Source organism: Aureimonas mangrovi, assembly GCF_014058705.1.
Lineage (GTDB): Bacteria > Pseudomonadota > Alphaproteobacteria > Rhizobiales > Rhizobiaceae > Aureimonas > Aureimonas mangrovi.
Genome location: NZ_CP059692.1, coordinates 350,742 through 366,574, shown reverse-complemented (window position 1 = coordinate 366,574; position 15,833 = coordinate 350,742). Strand labels below are relative to the sequence as shown.

Genomic DNA, 15,833 nt, shown 5'->3' with positions numbered 1-15,833 from the left:
CATCGAGTTGCCGCTTTTCGAGATGGGCGCGATCGTCGTCCTTCTTCTCGGGCTCAATGTCGCAACGCTCCTGCGCCACAGTCGTCGCACCAGCGTCTCGGACACCGAGCTCTTCTGCGAACTCCTCTTCGACGTCGCCGCTCTTACCGGCCAGCTCTATTTCAGCGGCGGCGCGTGGAACCCCTTCGTCTCGCTCTACCTCCTGCAGGTGATCCTCGGGGCCGTCCTGTTCGGGCCGCGCATCGTGTGGTCGCTGGTGGGCATCACCGCCCTGTGCTTCGCTGGCCTCACAGCCTTCCACCGGCCGATGCCGCTGCCGCGCGGCGGGCGGCCTGCCTTCCTGGACCTGCACGTGCAGGGCATGTTCATCTGCTTCCTTCTCGTGGCGGTGCTTCTCGTCTTCTTCGTCGCGCGGATCAGCGGCAATCTCGCCGCGCGCGATGCCGGCCTTGCCGAACTGCGCCGCCGTGCGGTGGAGGAGGACCACATCGTGCGCATGGGCCTTCTGGCCTCGGGCGCGGCGCATGAACTTGGCACTCCGCTCGCCACGCTCTCAGTGATCCTGAGCGACTGGCGCAAGATGCCGGCACTGCGCGCCGACGCCGACATGTCGGCCGAGATGGACGAGATGCAGGGCCAGCTCGACCGTTGCAAGGCGATCGTCTCGGGCATCCTCGTCTCGGCCGGCGAGGCGCGCGGCGAGGGCACGGTCCACACGACGCAACGCCGCTTCTTCGACGAGATCGCGGCGGAATGGCGCGAGGCGCGAGGCGCGAGCGGCCTCGTCTACGAGAACCGCTTCGCGCAGGACATCGCCATTGTCTCGGATCTGACGCTCAAGCAGGTCGTCTTCAACCTTCTCGACAACGCGCTGGAAGCCTCGGCCGAGAGGATCGCCCTCACCGTCGAACAGCTCGGCGAAGACCTCGCCGTGCGCATCACGGATGATGGCCCCGGCTTCGCGCCGGACGTTCTGGCGCGGATCGGGCGCCCCTACGTCTCGACCAAGGAGCGGCCCGGCGCCGGCCTCGGCCTGTTCCTCACGATGAACGTCGTGCGCAAGCTCGGCGGGCAGGTCGAGGCACGCAACAGCGAAGAGCACGGCAGGCACGGCGGCGCGAGCGTCACCATCCGCCTGCCGCTCGCCTCCATCGAGGAGAACACCCCATGAGTGAGGATGTCCTTCTGATCGTCGAGGACGATCTGGCTCTGGCCAGGGCGCTCAGCCGCTCCTTCGAGCGGCGCGGCTACGAGGTCCATCACTGCGCCGACTACGAGGCGATGGAAACGCTCCTGCAGCGCGTCTCGCCCGGCTATGCCGTGGTCGATCTCAAGCTCGTCGGCCGCTCCGGGCTCGATTGCGTAAAAACGCTGAGCGAGCACGATCCGGACATGCGCATCGTGGTTCTGACGGGCTTCGCCTCGATCGCGACGGCGGTGGAAGCGGTGAAGCTCGGCGCCCGGCACTACCTGCCCAAGCCTGCCAACACCGACGACATCGAGAAGGCCTTCGAGCGCGTCGAAGGCGACGCCAGTGTGCCGCTCGACGGACGACCGACGTCGCTCAAGAACCTCGAATGGGAACGCATTCACCAGACGCTGGTGGATTCCGAGTTCAACATTTCGGAAACCGCGCGACGGCTCGGCATGCATCGGCGCACGCTTGCCCGCAAGCTCGAGAAGCGACGCCTCACCTAACAGACATAGCGATATAAGGATGTCTTTATATCGCTCTTGACGTTCTTTCGGAATGCGGCGATGGTGCTCGCGTCATGGTTCTTCCGTCGCGCCTCCCGTGTGGCGTGAAGCTAAGAGGGAAGCCGGTGCGCCCTCCCCGCTAAGGGAAGGCAAGGCCGGCGCTGCCCCCGCAACTGTAAGCGGCGAGCCCGTTCTCCATCAGGCCACTGGGTTCGCCCGGGAAGGCGGAGCATGGGCGGCGACCCGCGAGCCAGGAGACCTGCCGTGACGCAGTAACGTCCACGGGCGGGGTGTCCCGGTGAGGCGCATCGACGTCCCGCCCGAAGCGGGCGGCCGTCACCCATGCGCTCGCTGACCCATGCCCCCGATTGATTGGGGTCGAAGTCATGAATGCAACCGTATCCTTCGCAACGCTCGGCGTGCCGCGCATCGGGCGCCGGCGCGAGCTGAAGAAGGCGCTGGAATCCTATTGGTCCGGCCAGTCGTCAGCAGACGATCTGGAGAAAACCGCCCGCGAGATCCGTGCCGCCAACTGGCGCGAGCAGGCGGCCCTTGGCGTCACGCGCATCCCGTCGAACGATTTCTCGCTCTACGACCATGTGCTCGACACCTGCGCGATGGTCGGCGCGGTGCCGCCGCGCTACGGCTGGAGGGGCGGCAGGGTGTCGCTCGACACCTATTTCGCGATGGCGCGCGGCAGCGAGAGCCGCGGCGATGCCGGCTGCGGCCATCCGGGCCACGGGCACGGGCACGGCGAGGGCGTCGGCGCTCTCGAAATGACCAAGTGGTTCGACACCAACTACCACTTCATGGTGCCCGAGCTTTCCGACGACCAGCGCTTCGCGCTGTCCTCGACGAAGCCGGTCGACCATTTCGAGGAGGCCAAGGCCCTCGGCATCCACACGCGCCCGGCGCTGCTCGGCCCCGTCACCTTCCTGAAGCTCGCCAAGACCGACGATGCGGGCTTCGACCCGCTGGCGCTTTTGCCCGGCCTTCTCGCCGTCTACGAGGACGTCCTGCGCCGGCTGGCGGCCGCGGGCGCGGACTGGGTGCAGATCGACGAGCCGGCACTCGCCCTCGATCTCCTGCCGAACGAGCGCGACGCGCTCCGCTTCGCCTATGATCGCCTCGTCGGCGCCGCCCCGGGCCTGAAGATCATGCTCGCCACCTATTTCGGCCCGCTCGGCGACAATCTCGGCACCGCCGCCTCCCTGCCCGTCGCGGGCCTGCATGTCGATCTCGTGCGCGGGGCGGACGAGCTGCCGCACGTGCTGGCCGCCGCGCGATCCGACGCTGTGCTGTCGCTCGGCGTCATCGACGGGCGCAACGTCTGGCGCGCCGATCTGGGCGCGATCCTCGATCGTATCGAACCGGTCGTCACCGCGCGCGGTGCCGGCCTTGTCGAGATCGCGCCGTCCTGTTCGCTCCTGCACGTGCCGATTGATCTCGATCTGGAGGACGCGCTCGACGTCGACGTGAAGGGCTGGCTCGCCTTCGCTGTCCAGAAGATCGGCGAGCTCTCGGTCCTGTCGCGCGCGCTGGGCGAAGGCCGCGAGAGCGTCGCCGAAGAGCTCGGCGCAGCACAGGCCGCCATCGAGGCGCGCCGGGCCTCGCCGCGCGTCAATGATACGGGCGTGCGCGCGCGCATCGCCGGGCTCGACGCTTCGGCCGCCCGGCGCAAGGGAGCCTTTGCCGAGCGCCGCAAGGCGCAGGCAGGTCGCCTTTCGCTGCCGGCTTTCCCGACCACCACGATCGGCTCCTTCCCGCAGACCTCGGAGGTGCGCAAGGCCCGCTCGGCCAACGCCAAGGGAGCGCTGAGCAGCGCCGACTACGAGGCCTTCCTGCGAGAGGAGACGGAACGGGCCGTGCGCTGGCAGGAGGAGATCGGGCTCGACGTCCTCGTCCACGGCGAGTTCGAGCGCAACGACATGGTGCAGTATTTCGGCGAGCAGCTGTCCGGCTTCGTCTTCACCAAACACGCCTGGGTGCAGAGCTACGGCTCGCGCTACGTGCGCCCGCCGATCGTCTTCGGCGACGTCTCACGCCCCGAGCCAATGACCGTCGCCTGGTGGCGTTATGCGCAAAGCCTCACGACGAAGCCGATGAAGGGCATGCTCACCGGCCCGGTGACGATCCTCAACTGGTCTTTCGTGCGCGACGACCAGCCGCGGGCCGAGACCTGCCGGCAGATCGCGCTCGCCATCCGCGACGAGGTCGCCGACCTCGAGGCGGCGGGCGCGGCGATGATCCAGATCGACGAGGCGGCGCTTCGCGAGGGCCTGCCGCTGCGCCGGCGCGACTGGGCGGCCTATCTCGACTGGGCCGTGGAATGCTTCCGTCTCTGTTCGTCGGGCGTTGCCGACGAAACGCAGATCCACACCCACATGTGCTACTCGGAGTTCAACGACATCATCGAGGCGATCGGCGCGATGGACGCCGACGTCATCTCCATCGAGACCTCGCGCTCGCGCATGGAGCTTCTCGGGGCGTTCGAGACCTACAAGTACCCGAACGAGATCGGCCCCGGCGTCTACGACATCCACTCGCCACGCGTTCCGGCGACCCAGGAGATGACCGATCTCCTGAAGCTCGCGCTCGCCCGCCTTTCGGCCGGCCAGATCTGGGTGAATCCGGATTGCGGCCTGAAGACGCGCAAGTGGGACGAGGTGCGCCCTGCCCTCGTCAACATGGTGGCGGCGGCGAAGGAACTGCGCGCCTCCGCCTGAGGTTCACAAGTGAGCGCCCGGCGGCAGTCCGCCGGGCGCCCCTCATGCTTCGAGGCCATCGAGCCATCGTGCCAGCATCGCGGCGCCGGCGCTCTCCAGCCCGGCGCCGTAGCGCGCTGCATCCACTCTCAGCGCCACCGGATCGATCCCGGAGGTCGCGAGCTCGGATGCATGGCCGAGGAGCCAGTGCTCGAAACGCGCCGCCACGGCCTCGGGATGGAACTGCAGCCCAAGGACGTTGCGTCCGCGCGAAAACGCCTGGTTGCGGCAGATCGGTGTCGAGGCCAGCCTTTCGCAGCCCTCGGGCAGATCGAACGTGTCGCCGTGCCAGTGCAGCACCGGAACGCCCTCCAGCGCGGCGATGGGATGGCGCGTCCCGGCCTCGGTCAGCTCCAGCGCCGACCAGCCGATCTCCTTGGCCGGCCCCGGATAGACGCGCGAGCCGAGCGCGGCGGCCATGAGCTGCGCGCCGAGGCAGATGCCGAGCGTCGGCCGACCCGCCTCGAGGCGCGCCTTCAGAAGCGTGCGCTCGGCCGTCACCACCGGATAGGCCGCGTCGTCATAGACGCCGATCGGCCCGCCGAGCACCACGAGAAGATCCGGACCGAGCGGGTCGAGCGAGGCCGGGTCGCGTTCGGCGACGTCGACATATTCGATGCCGTAGCCAGCCGCGCGCAAGGGCGCCTCGAAACTGCCGAGGTCCTCGAAGCCGACATGGCGAAGGGCCTGCACGCTGCGTGCCGTCATAGAATGCTCTCCATCGTCGAAGCCGTTCTCCCGCCCGCCCGCGCGATCAGGATGTGTTCGAGGTCTTTCAGCGCGGCCGCCGCCGTCGCGAGCGGCTCGGTGCCCGCCCCGATCGCCAAGGTCTCGCCCATCGCGTCCGTCACGATGCGGATCGCCTTGTTCTTGCCGCTCACGAGCGCGAACGGATCGTCAGCCCGATAGGTGCGAATGCCGACCTCGGCGCGCATCGCGTCACCCTCGCACACGAGGCTGCCGACGAGGCGGGGCGCCACCCCGTCGCGCGCCCAGCCCTCGAGGTCGGCACGGGTCACGCCTTCGATGCCGGTCACGGTCACGTCGTCCAACGCGATATCGAGGCCGAGCCCGAAATTGGCGAGGATCAGGAGCTTGGCCGCCGTGTCCCACCCCTGCGTGTCGTTGCGCGGGTCGGCCTCGGCGAAGCCCTTGGCCTGCGCCTCGCGCAGCGCCTCGGCGAAATCGAGCCCGCGCTGCGTCATCGCGTCGAGAAGGAAGTTGGTCGTGGCGTTGAGGATGCCTTCGACCTTCAGCACCGTGCAGCCGAGAAGACTGTGCTGCACGAGGTCTATCGTCGGAAGCGCAGCGGCCGCCGCGCCGCTCATCTTCAGGAGCGCGCCGGAGCGTCTCGCGAGTTCGCGCAAGGGCCGGCCGCTATGGACGAGAGCGCCCTTCGAGATCGCGATGGTATCGCGCCCCTCGGAAAGCGCCGCCGTCAGATAGGCAAGGCCCGGCCCGCCCGTGCGGATGTCCGTCGGCCCGGCCTCGATCAGGATGTCCGCTCCGCTTGTCGCGACGAAGTCCGGCCCGGTGAGGCCGTCCTCCAGCGCGTCGAGGCGGTCGGCCTCGAGCCCGTCGGCATCGAACAGCCCGGCGCGCGAACCGCAGACGGCCACGAGCCGTACATCGGCGCCATGGACGGCGCGATAGCGCTCGCGTCGCTCTAGAAGCAGCTTCGCCGTCGCGCGCCCGACACCGCCGAACCCCGCGACGGCCACCTTCACATCCTGCATCCGCTCGTCCCCTCTTCGCCTCTTACGGCTGCATGACGACTCGGCCGAAGGGCTTGCCCCGCTCGGCGTGCTCATGCGCCTTCGCCGCCTCGGCCAGCGCGAAGCGACGGTCGATCGGCACGTGCAAGGTTCCGGCCGCAACGTCCGCCAGCATCCTGTCCACTGTCGCCGCAACCTGCGGATAGCCGAACTGCGTGCCCATGTAGACCCCGAGCAGCGTCTGGTTCGCCTCCATTGCGGGCCACAGATCCGGATTCAGCGCGCCGCCGCCGGCATTGCCGACGAAGACGAGCCGACCTTCCGGCACGAGCGCCTTGAGCGAGACCGGGAGCGTCGTGCCGACGGGGTCGACCACAAGATCGGCGCCACGGCCCTCGGTCAACTCGCGGACGGCCTCGGCGATATCGTCGCTGCGATGATCGAGAACATGGTCGGCGCCGAGTTCACGAAGCCTTTCCAAGCGGTCTGCGCCGCTGGAGACGGCGATGACGCGACCGCCGCCCGCCTTGGCAAGCTGGATCGTGGCGAGCCCCACGCCGCCGGCCGCCGCCTGTACCAGGACGGTCTCCCCGGCCTTCAGCGCGCCGCGCGCGAAGAGGCAGTGGTGGGCGGTGCCGAAGGAAATCGGCAACGCGGCGGCATCCGCCATGTCGAGGCCCTCCGGCACGAGCCATGTCTGGTGGGCCGGCACGGCGCGCAGGCTGGCATGCGAGCCGGCGAGCGCGAAGCTCGTCACCCGCTCGCCGACCTTTCTCGTCGTAACGCCGGCGCCGGTAGCGACGACCGTGCCGGCAGCCGCGTAACCGACGATATGGCCTGGACCGGGCGGCGGCGCGATGCGCCGATGGATGAGGTCGCCGCCCTCGATCGAGATCGCCTCGACGGCGATCAGCACCTCGCCTTCACCGGGCCGGGCGTCCGGCACATCGGCATATCGCAGGACGTCCGGGCCGCCGTTCCGGTCGTAGATCGCCGCTTTCATGTCGTTCTCCGAGAGTGAGCGAACACTGAAGTCGCCCCCATGTCGTGACGGAGCGCGCTTTCGTCCACCTTGGGCCGCAACTCAGGCCAAGACGGCGCGATCCGCAGTCTGCGCGAGCGACCAGCCCGGATACTCGTTCGGCAGGGCGCTCACAGCGTCGAGCCGTGCCATGTCTTCCTCGTCGAGCGCGATCTCGATGGCCCTGAGGTTCGCCTGAAGCTGCTCCACGCGCTTGGCCCCCACGAGGACGGTCGAGACGACGGGCTGCTTCAGGAGCCAGGCGATCGCGATCTGCGCCGGCTGGCTGTCGTGCTTGTCGGCCACCGCCCGCAGCACCTCGATCAGCGGCTCGCCGCGCACCCGGTCGATCGGCGGGAAGTCCAGATCGGTCTGCCGGCCGCCCGCACCGTCGCCGCCATCCGAATACTTGCCGGTGAGGTAGCCGCCCGCGAGCGGGCTCCACACCATGAGGCCGACGCCCTCCGAGGACAGGAGCGGCGCGATCTCCCGCTCGAGCTCGCGCCCGACCAGCGTGTAGTAGGCCTGCAGCGAGGTGATCGGCGCGAGGTTGCGCGCGCGTGTGATGCCGATCGCCTTCATGATCTGCCAGGCGGCCCAGTTCGACAGCCCGACATAGTTCACGTCGCCGGCCCTCACGAGCGTGTCCAGCGCCTCCAGCGTCTCCTCGATCGGGGTGGCGGGGTCGAAGGCGTGGATCTGGTAGAGGTCGATATGATCGAGCCCGAGGCGCTTCAAGCTGGCTCGTGCCTCCGCGAGAATGTGCCCACGCGAGCCACCGCGCCGGTTCGGCCCCTCGCCCATCGCCGATGCCGCCTTGGTGGCGACCACGACGTCGTCACGTGCCACGCCGAGGTTCTTCAGCGATTGTCCGAGGATTTCCTCGCTGCGGCCATGCGCGTAGATATTGGCCGTGTCGAAGAGGTTGATGCCGGCATCGAGCGCGGCCTTGACCAGGGCGTCGGCCTCCTCCTGGCCAAGCCTGCCGACCTGTCCCCAGATGCCGTCCGTTCCGCCGAAGGTCATGGCGCCGAAGCTGATCTCCGACACGATCAGGCCGGAGTTTCCAAATTTGCGCATACGCATGATGTCTCACCTCAATTGTTCAAAGCTGTTGTCGCGAAGGGTATGGTCAGGCGAGGTTTCGCTGCCGCTCGCCCGTCGCCGCCGCGTGCTCGACAGCAGCGACGAGGCGGCTGTTATGAAGCGCGTGGGCAAAACCCGGCGTCTCGTGGGTTCCGGCCGCCATGTCCCGAGCGAGGGAGGCGTAGACCTCGCCGACATTGATCGCGGCGCCGGCCCAGAAGTCGGCCGCCGTCGGCCCGACGCCCGAGGCGATAGGCGCGTCCGGTGCGTCGAAGCCGACGCTCGCGCTCAAGACGAGGTCGCCAACCTGCACACCGGCGAGATGATGACCGGTGAGCTTCAGCCAGCCGGCCGAGCCGCGGATCTCGAAGGTGAAGTTCGCGTCCTCGGCAGGAACGCCCGCGAGCACCTGTACGGAGACGGGCGCCCCGCTGCGGGTCTTGGCGACGAGATCGACGTGGTCGGCGATCTCGCGGTCCGACAGCCCGCCGGTGTCCACGATCTCGACCTGCGGCCACAAAAGCTCGGTGCGCGCGTCGACTTCGGTGATATCGCCGAGCACCGCCTCGATGACGTCCAGGACGTGGCCGGTGGTGATGGTCAGGAAGCTCGCGCCGGACGCGGCCTTGTTGAAGTAGTCGTAGGAGGCCGGCGACTGCGGACCGTAGCCGAAGGTCGTGGCGCCGACGCGCGCCGACATCGGCCGGCCGATCGCACCCGACGCGACCAGCTCGGCCGCGCGCCGCACCGAGGGATTGTGCCGACCCTGCAGGCCGATCGCCGTGTGCAGCGAACCGGCGGCCGCCGCCATCTCCTCGGTCTCGGCGATGCTCGCCCCAAGCGGGGATTCCGAGTAGACCGCCTTGCCGGCCGCAAGCGCCGCCATCACCAGATCGCGGTGGGCAGGCACCTTCACCGCAACGGTGACGAGGTCGATCGCCTCGTCGCGGATCATCTCGTAGGGGTCCGCGAACCAGCGCTCTGTCCCGAAGGCCTGCGCGGCGGCCTTCGCACTTTCCTCGCGCCGCGTCGCCACGGCCGAGAGAACGAGTAAAGGTTGCGAGGCCAGCGCAGGAACGTGCGAGGCTCCGGCCCAACTTGCCTGAGTGTCCGCCCCGATGATCCCGACGCGAAATTTCCCGTCCGACATGTGTCATGCTCCGGTCTGCCTGCGCCGCGTTCGGCGCCTCGACCTCGAAGCTAGTGATGAGCCCCTCTCCCTCTCTACGCAGATCCGATCACAGGCTGGCTCGCCGCTCTCAACCGGAGCGGATGCCGCGGCGTGGACGCGTTTGAGACGATCGGGCGCGCCGTTGATAGAATACGCATAGCGCCGCGCGCCGAGTGCTGGTGATGTGACGGTCCGCCCGCGCGGCAGCCCGAAGCCCCGAGAAGGAGGGCCGTACCCCATGACGCAACCCCGCTTCGACGACCTCGTCGCGATCATCGAGCGCCATGCGCAGTATGATTACGCGACCGCGATCGAAGGGCTCAAGGTCGGACGCACCGACCTGCCCTCGCAGGCCATGCACTCCCTCTACGAGCCGTCCTTCGGGCTCGTCGCGCGAGGGGTGAAGGAGATGATGATCGGCGAGACGCCGGTGCGCTACGCGGCCGGGGAATCGCTTCTGTGCACGGCCGACGTGCCCGTCACGTCTCAGGTGGCCGAAGCCAGCCCCTCCGCGCCCTATCTCGCCGTACACCTCGAGCTCGACCCCTCCGTCGTCGCGGACCTCCTGCGCGAGCAGGCGGGCGACCTCCCCAAGGCGCCCGCGAGCCTCGTCACCGGCAAGCATCCCCTCTCGCCGGACCTGATCGATCCGATGATCCGCCTCGTCTCGCTGCTCGACAGGCCGCGAGACATCCCGGTGATGGCGCCCCTCATCCGGCGCGAGATCGTCTGGCGGCTCCTGCACAGCGAGCACGGCCCGCTTCTCGCCCAGCTCGCCTTCGCCAACGGCCATGCGGCCCGGATCGGGCGCGCGACCGCCTGGATACGCGACAATTTCAGTGCGGCGCTGAGCATTCCCGAGCTGGCGGACAAGGCGAACATGAGCGTGCCGAGCTTCCACAGGCACTTCAAGGCGGTGACGTCGATGTCGCCGGTGCAGTTCCAGAAGCGTGTGCGGTTGCAGGAGGCGCGCCGCAACCTTTCGGGAGCCGGCACCATCTCGTCCGTCGCCTATGGCGTCGGCTACGAGAGCATATCGCAGTTCAACCGCGACTATCGCCGGCTCTTCAACCTGACGCCGAGCGACGACGCCGCAACCCTGCGGGCGGTGATGCGGCCAGGCTCGACACGCGGTCGACAATCCGCCTCCGCCTGAGACGCAGGGACACCTGACGAGTTCACGGGCCCGATCGAGGGTGCGGACACGGGCGTCTCCGCACCAGAGATAAGCTCGCGAGGCGGCTTAGAGGGCGCTGGCGTAGAGACCGGCCATGCAGATGAGTGCGACCGCGATGCAGGCAAGGCCTGCTTCGATAAGGCGTCGATCCTGGATCATTTCGGGCTCCTTCTCCGGCTCATTCGCCGCGGCCGATCGATCGACCGGCGGCAACGGCCCGCTGGATAGGCCCCACCGAACGGCGAGCACGATTGGACATTTCGTCCAACCCCTCGCACCACACGGCGATCGTCCGGTCCGATCCGCCAACGGTCAGCCGGATGCATGCGGCGTCTGCTCCTGCCTGGAGTATCCCGCTCCGGGCAACCCCTTCGATCCGGTTCATCGCACCGACGAAGCAGGCGACGGAAGGATCGGCAGAGCGTTGGTCAATGTCTCCGCGTGAGGGCGCGCTTCTCCTCTCCGGTGGTTCAGGTTGCGCGCGGCTCCACCGTCGCAAGAGCCGACCGGCTGCTGAGCTGACCTCAAGGCCGTGCGCGCAAGCCGGATGAGGACCACGAGACCGATCTGCGCGTCGATGGAGTTGTAGAGGCTTCTTGCTGACCGCCCACATGTCAGATCCGCTGCTGCGGTCATGACAAGGGTCGCGATCCGTGCCAGATACGCCCGATGAGAAGATTTCGTAGCATTCTGGACGATCGGAGCAGCGCGCTTGCCGTGCTGACGTTGGCCGTCCTGTTGCTGTTTCTTCAGACAGTCGTTTCCAGCGCCATGGGAGTCGCGCAGGTCGCCGCGTCTGGCGGTGGCGACATCGATTTCGTGATCTGTTCTCCACTCTCGCCGGGCGGCGTGGCAAAGGCCGACGACAACGATTCGGACAGGAACGTCCACTGTCCTCTCTGCCGCGTGGCGGACGTCGCAGTGATCCCTGCGGCATTGGACGACGTCGATCTCGGTCCGGCCTATACGCTCGAACTGAACGACGTTCGAACGACGGCGATCGTCGAGGCGTTGATGCCGACGGCCGTCGATCCCGATCTCGTTCCGGATCGAACGGGCCCACCGACGGGACGGGTCTGAGACATCGGTTCGCTCTGCCTTGCCGGCAGAGTTTCGATGTCCGGCAGCTGAATTCTGCTGCCCTCCAATCCCCTGATCGGTACGCTTTCGTAGAGCACTTCGAAGAGCGAGCCAGCGGTTTCGAGTGACATGCAGCGGCGATGGCACACGTATCGCGACCGAACAGGGCTTGGACATCTCCCGTTCGTCAGGCTCGTCCTGAGTTGCGTGGCCTGATCGCCACCGCCTGTCCTTCTCTCTTCCGCCGGGACCAAACCCATGTCCGACTTCACCGCCGAACGGGCGAGCGGCGCATCGCGTTCGCAAGCCTCCACCGATCTCTACCGCGCCGTCTGGCGCTGGCACTTCTACGCGGGTCTCTTCGTCCTGCCCTTCCTCATCACCCTGTCGATCACCGGGGCCCTTTATCTGTTCCGGGACGAGATCGACGCCTTCGTCCATGCCGACCTGAAAAGGGTCGAGGTGCAGCAGGGTGTCGAGCTTTCCTCTCCGTCGCAGATGATCTGGGCGGCGTTATCGGCCCATCCCGGCACGGCGGTGAAGTATACCGACCCGGCAACGCCGGACGCCTCGGCCGAGATTACCATCAACTCGGTCTATGACGGGCGCCTCGCGGTCTACGTGAACCCCTACGACGGGCAGGTCCTTGGCTCGATGGCCGACCGAGGCACCGTCATGTGGACGATCCGCTACCTGCACTCACTGCGCTATTTCGGCCCAGTCGCGCGAGGCGTCATCGAAATCGCCGGCGGCTGGACGATCCTGCTCGTCGGCACCGGCCTCTTCCTCTGGTGGCCGCGGGGGCAGAAGGGCGGCGTCGTCACCGTGCGCGGAGATCGCAGGAAGCGCGTGTTCTGGCGTGACATGCACGCCGTCCTCGGTCTTTTCCTTGGCGGCTTCATCGTCTTCCTTGCGGTGACAGGCATGCCCTGGAGCCAGGTCTGGGGCGGACAGGTGAACCAGTGGGCGAACGGCTCGAACTTCGGCTACCCGTCCGGCGTGCGCGTCGACGTGCCGATGTCCGGTCAGCGCCTGTCGGAGGAGGGACTGACGGCCTGGTCGATGGAACAGGCGCAGATACCGGAGTCGCCGAGCGCGGTCGCGAAGGCACAGCCGATCGGCGTCGACGATGCGGTCCGCACCTTCGAGGACCTCGGGCTGCACCGCGGCTATGCGGTCAACTTGCCCCAAACGCCGACGGGTGTCTTTTCCGCCTCGGTCTATCCGGATGACCTTTCGCAACAGCGCGTCGTCCATCTCGACCAGTATACGGGCGAACCTCTGGTCGACATGAGCTATGCCGACTACGGGCCGATGGGACGCTGGCTGGAGTTCGGCATCAACTTCCACATGGGCCAGCAGTTCGGGCTCGCCAATCAGGTCCTGCTCGTCCTCGTCTGCCTCGGCAACGTCCTTCTCGCCGTTTCGGCCGCGGTGATGTGGTGGAAGCGACGGCCCTCCCGTTCGATGGGTGTGCCGCCGATGCCGAAGGACAAGAGGGTGTTTCGCGGGTTGCTGGCGATCCTGGTCGTCGGCGGGATCGTCTTCCCGCTCGTTGGCGCTTCGCTTCTAGTCATGCTCGCGCTCGACTGGCTGGTCGGCCGGATGAAGAGCGGGTCGTTCCGCCAAGCGACGTCAGGCTGAAAAGGAGGCGATCGGCCTGTTCCGGCGGCTTGGACGCAGGAGCAGGCCCGAGCCTGAATCATGTCTGCCTCAGCGCGGGCATCGCCGGCAGCACCGCTTCGTGCAAGGCACGACCCGCCGAAGAGGTCAGCGCCAGCGGCCGCGATACGTCTGCCGCCTCCTGAATTCTCCCCGCGTCCATGACGACGACGCGCGAGCAGAAGCGCTCGACGAGACGCAGGTCATGGGTGACGAACAGATAGGAGACGCCGGTCTCTCGCCTCAGGGCGTCGAAAAGGTCGATCATCCGGATCTGGAGATGCAGGTCGAGGTTGGACACCGCTTCGTCGAGGACGATCAGCTGCGGCTCCGGCGCAAGCGCGCGGGCGATGCAGACACGTTGCAACTGACCGCCGCTCATCCTGCCCGGGAGCTTGTCGGCATCGCTGCGATCAAGCCCGACCAGACCAAGCAACCGCGCCGTTCTGCTCCTGCATTCGGCACGATCGAGCCGCAAGAGGTGACGAAGCGGCTGTGCGACGATCTCGCCCACCGTCAGGCGCGGATCGACGGCACCGACTGCGTCCTGGAACACCATCTGCACCGAACGGCGGAACGCCCGCAACTCCTCCCTCGAAAGCGCGTCGACCGGTCGGCCTTCGAACAGGACCTCGCCTTCGTCCGGTCTTTCGAGACCGACGAGGAGGCGTGCCAGCGTGCTCTTTCCGCAACCGCTGCGACCGAGAAGCGCCACCGTTTGGCCGGCTGCGATCTCCATGGATACATGGTCGAGAACGGTCTTGCGATTCGATGCGCCGACGAGCGAGAAGGTCCTGTAGGCGTGCGAGACGTTCCGCGCAGTCAGGACGCTCAAGCCGCGAGCTCCGGGTCGTAGAGCGACAGATGCGCCTCAACCAGAGCGCGCGTCGTCGGATGGGAAGGTCTGTGAAAGGCCTTCATCACCGTGTCCTCGTCGACGATGCGGCCGTCCGCCATCACCGACACGCGGTCCGCGAGGCGGGCGACGACGCCCATGTCGTGCGTGACGAGCAATATGCCGAGACCGCGCTCGGCCCTGAGGCGATCGAGGAGATCGAGGATCTCGCGCTGGATGACGAGATCGAGATCCGTGGTCGGCTCATCCGCGAAGAGGAACGGGGCGTCCACCATCAAGGCGAGCGCGATCATCATGCGCCGGAGCATGCCACCGCTCATTTCGAAGGGATGGAGCCGCAGAATGTGCGTCGCATCATCGAGCCCGGCGTCGGCCATCGCCGCACGGGTGATATCGTCCCACTTCGCCTTCGGCACGTTCAGAGCATCGAGCGTCTCGCGCGCATGAGCTCCCATGGTCTTCACGGGGTTGAAGGCACTGCGCGGGTTCTGGAGAATCGTGGCGACGAGGCGACCGCGCATCTCCTCCGGCGACCGCTCCTGGCCCCCGATCGTCACCCGCCCGCACGCACGCCACGCCCCCGGCGGCAGAACGCCGAGAGCACCCGCGCAGGTCAGCGACTTGCCCGAACCGCTGGCACCCACAAGCGCCAGGACCTCGCCTTGGTTGAGAGCCAGGCGAACGCTGTCGACCAACGTCCGGATATCGCCCTGCCGTCTTGTCTGGACGGTCAGCGCCTCGATCTCGAGCCGGTCGGCGGTCAATGGGCGTGCTCCATGCGCAAGGTCGGATCGAGGCGGTCGCGGATGGCGTCGCCGAGAAGATTGAACGCCATCACCGACAGGAAGAGCGCTAGACCCGGCCAGATCATCAGATGCGGCTCGGTCCAGACGAACTGGCGCGCATCGTTCAGCATCACGCCCCATTCGGCCGTCGGCGCCGCGACCCCGAGCCCGAGGAAGGACAGAGCGGAGACATGCAGCATGATGTGGCCGATATCGAGCGTCGCGAGAACGACGAGCTGCGAGAGGGTCGCCGGCAGGAGGTGCGTTGCGAAAATGCGAGCACCGCTCATTCCGGAAAGGCGGGAGGCGAGGATGAAATCGCGGTGCTTCAGCGACAGGACGATGCCGCGCACGATCCGCGCGTACCAGGCCCAGTGCGACAGCGCGATCGCCAGGATCACGTTGACGAGCCCCGTTCCGAGCATGCCGACCATGAACAGCGCGAGGACGAGCGTGGGAAAGGTCAGGAACACGTCGGTGCAGCGCATGATGATCTGATCGGTCCGCCCGCCGATGAAGCCGGACGTGCCGCCGATCACGATACCGAGCGCGAGGATCAGCGAGAGCGTCGCGGCGACGGAGCCGAGCGAGACGCCGGCTCCCACGATCAGTCGCGAGAGGATGTCGCGCCCGAGGTGATCGGTGCCGAGCCAGTGGGTGGCGCTCGGCTCCTGAAGGCGGGCGGCCAGGTTCACGGCGTCCGGATCGTGAGGACTGAGCCACGGGCCGAAGATGGCGGCCGCGATGATGACGAGCGCGAGCAGGAGTCCGATCCGTCCGGTGCGGCCGAGCGCCTGGCGACGGCCTGCTGTCCTCT

14 protein-coding genes and 1 riboswitch are annotated in these 15,833 nt (G+C 67.6%); of the genes, 6 read left to right on the top strand and 8 right to left on the bottom strand.

The features are described from left to right. The first annotated feature begins 7 nt into the window (after positions 1-7). The 3 genes from H1343_RS01685 to metE all read left to right on the top strand — a co-directional run bounded on the left by H1343_RS01685 (position 8) and on the right by metE (position 4,424). Entirely contained in the window at positions 8-1,171 is a 1,164-nt protein-coding gene (locus tag H1343_RS01685) for an ATP-binding protein (protein WP_246333196.1), read from the top strand. Then, positions 1,168-1,698: a response regulator transcription factor gene (locus H1343_RS01680; protein ID WP_185984259.1), complete on the top strand. Its 531-nt coding sequence runs from the start codon at positions 1,168-1,170 to the stop codon at positions 1,696-1,698. The genes H1343_RS01685 and H1343_RS01680 overlap by 4 nt, the downstream gene beginning before the upstream one ends. A gap of 58 nt (positions 1,699-1,756) precedes the next feature. Beyond that, a riboswitch (cobalamin riboswitch) is annotated at positions 1,757-1,979 on the top strand. A 105-nt stretch (positions 1,980-2,084) separates the two neighbouring features. After that, positions 2,085-4,424, top strand: coding sequence for a 5-methyltetrahydropteroyltriglutamate--homocysteine S-methyltransferase (gene metE, locus H1343_RS01675; protein ID WP_185984258.1), 2,340 nt, complete (start codon positions 2,085-2,087; stop codon positions 4,422-4,424). Positions 4,425-4,466: 42 nt separating this feature from the next. Here metE and H1343_RS01670 read toward each other — a convergent pair whose 3' ends face one another. From H1343_RS01670 to H1343_RS01650, 5 genes are all read right to left on the bottom strand, one after another. Then, positions 4,467-5,171 carry a glutamine amidotransferase gene (locus tag H1343_RS01670; protein WP_185984257.1) on the bottom strand — a complete coding sequence of 235 codons (705 nt, stop codon included), beginning with the start codon at positions 5,169-5,171 and terminating at the stop codon, positions 4,467-4,469. After that, positions 5,168-6,199 carry a homoserine dehydrogenase gene (locus H1343_RS01665; RefSeq protein ID WP_185984256.1) on the bottom strand — a complete coding sequence of 344 codons (1,032 nt, stop codon included), beginning with the start codon at positions 6,197-6,199 and terminating at the stop codon, positions 5,168-5,170. The genes H1343_RS01670 and H1343_RS01665 overlap by 4 nt, the downstream gene beginning before the upstream one ends. A 22-nt stretch (positions 6,200-6,221) precedes the next feature. Continuing rightward, on the bottom strand, positions 6,222-7,181 hold the full coding sequence (locus H1343_RS01660; RefSeq protein ID WP_185984255.1) for a quinone oxidoreductase family protein: 960 nt from the start codon (positions 7,179-7,181) through the stop codon (positions 6,222-6,224). Between the two features lie 81 nt (positions 7,182-7,262). Further along, on the bottom strand, positions 7,263-8,285 hold the full coding sequence (locus H1343_RS01655) for an aldo/keto reductase (RefSeq protein ID WP_185984254.1): 1,023 nt from the start codon (positions 8,283-8,285) through the stop codon (positions 7,263-7,265). 46 nt (positions 8,286-8,331) lie between these two features. Next, on the bottom strand, positions 8,332-9,435 hold the full coding sequence (locus tag H1343_RS01650; RefSeq protein WP_185984253.1) for a Gfo/Idh/MocA family protein: 1,104 nt from the start codon (positions 9,433-9,435) through the stop codon (positions 8,332-8,334). A gap of 259 nt (positions 9,436-9,694) precedes the next feature. On the opposite strand from H1343_RS01650, the gene H1343_RS01645 reads away from it, so the two are divergent. The 3 genes from H1343_RS01645 to H1343_RS01635 all read left to right on the top strand — a co-directional run bounded on the left by H1343_RS01645 (position 9,695) and on the right by H1343_RS01635 (position 13,357). Continuing rightward, entirely contained in the window at positions 9,695-10,612 is a 918-nt protein-coding gene (locus tag H1343_RS01645) for an AraC family transcriptional regulator (RefSeq protein WP_185984252.1), read from the top strand. Positions 10,613-11,302: 690 nt separating this feature from the next. Then, positions 11,303-11,713, top strand: a complete 411-nt coding sequence (locus H1343_RS01640) for a DUF2946 family protein (protein ID WP_185984251.1) — start codon at positions 11,303-11,305, stop codon at positions 11,711-11,713. A 258-nt stretch (positions 11,714-11,971) separates the two neighbouring features. Continuing rightward, positions 11,972-13,357, top strand: coding sequence for a PepSY-associated TM helix domain-containing protein (locus tag H1343_RS01635; protein ID WP_185984250.1), 1,386 nt, complete (start codon positions 11,972-11,974; stop codon positions 13,355-13,357). Between the two features lie 58 nt (positions 13,358-13,415). Here H1343_RS01635 and nikE read toward each other — a convergent pair whose 3' ends face one another. From nikE to nikC, 3 genes are read right to left on the bottom strand one after another with little or no spacing between them, the layout of a single operon-like run. Beyond that, positions 13,416-14,210: a nickel import ATP-binding protein NikE gene (gene nikE / locus H1343_RS01630; protein WP_185984249.1), complete on the bottom strand. Its 795-nt coding sequence runs from the start codon at positions 14,208-14,210 to the stop codon at positions 13,416-13,418. Continuing rightward, entirely contained in the window at positions 14,207-14,995 is a 789-nt protein-coding gene (locus tag H1343_RS01625; RefSeq protein ID WP_185984248.1) for an ATP-binding cassette domain-containing protein, read from the bottom strand. Before H1343_RS01625 ends, nikE begins: the two co-directional genes overlap by 4 nt. Continuing rightward, positions 14,992-15,789, bottom strand: coding sequence for a nickel ABC transporter permease subunit NikC (gene nikC, locus H1343_RS01620; RefSeq protein WP_425484646.1), 798 nt, complete (start codon positions 15,787-15,789; stop codon positions 14,992-14,994). The genes H1343_RS01625 and nikC overlap by 4 nt, the downstream gene beginning before the upstream one ends. Positions 15,790-15,833 lie beyond the last annotated feature (44 nt).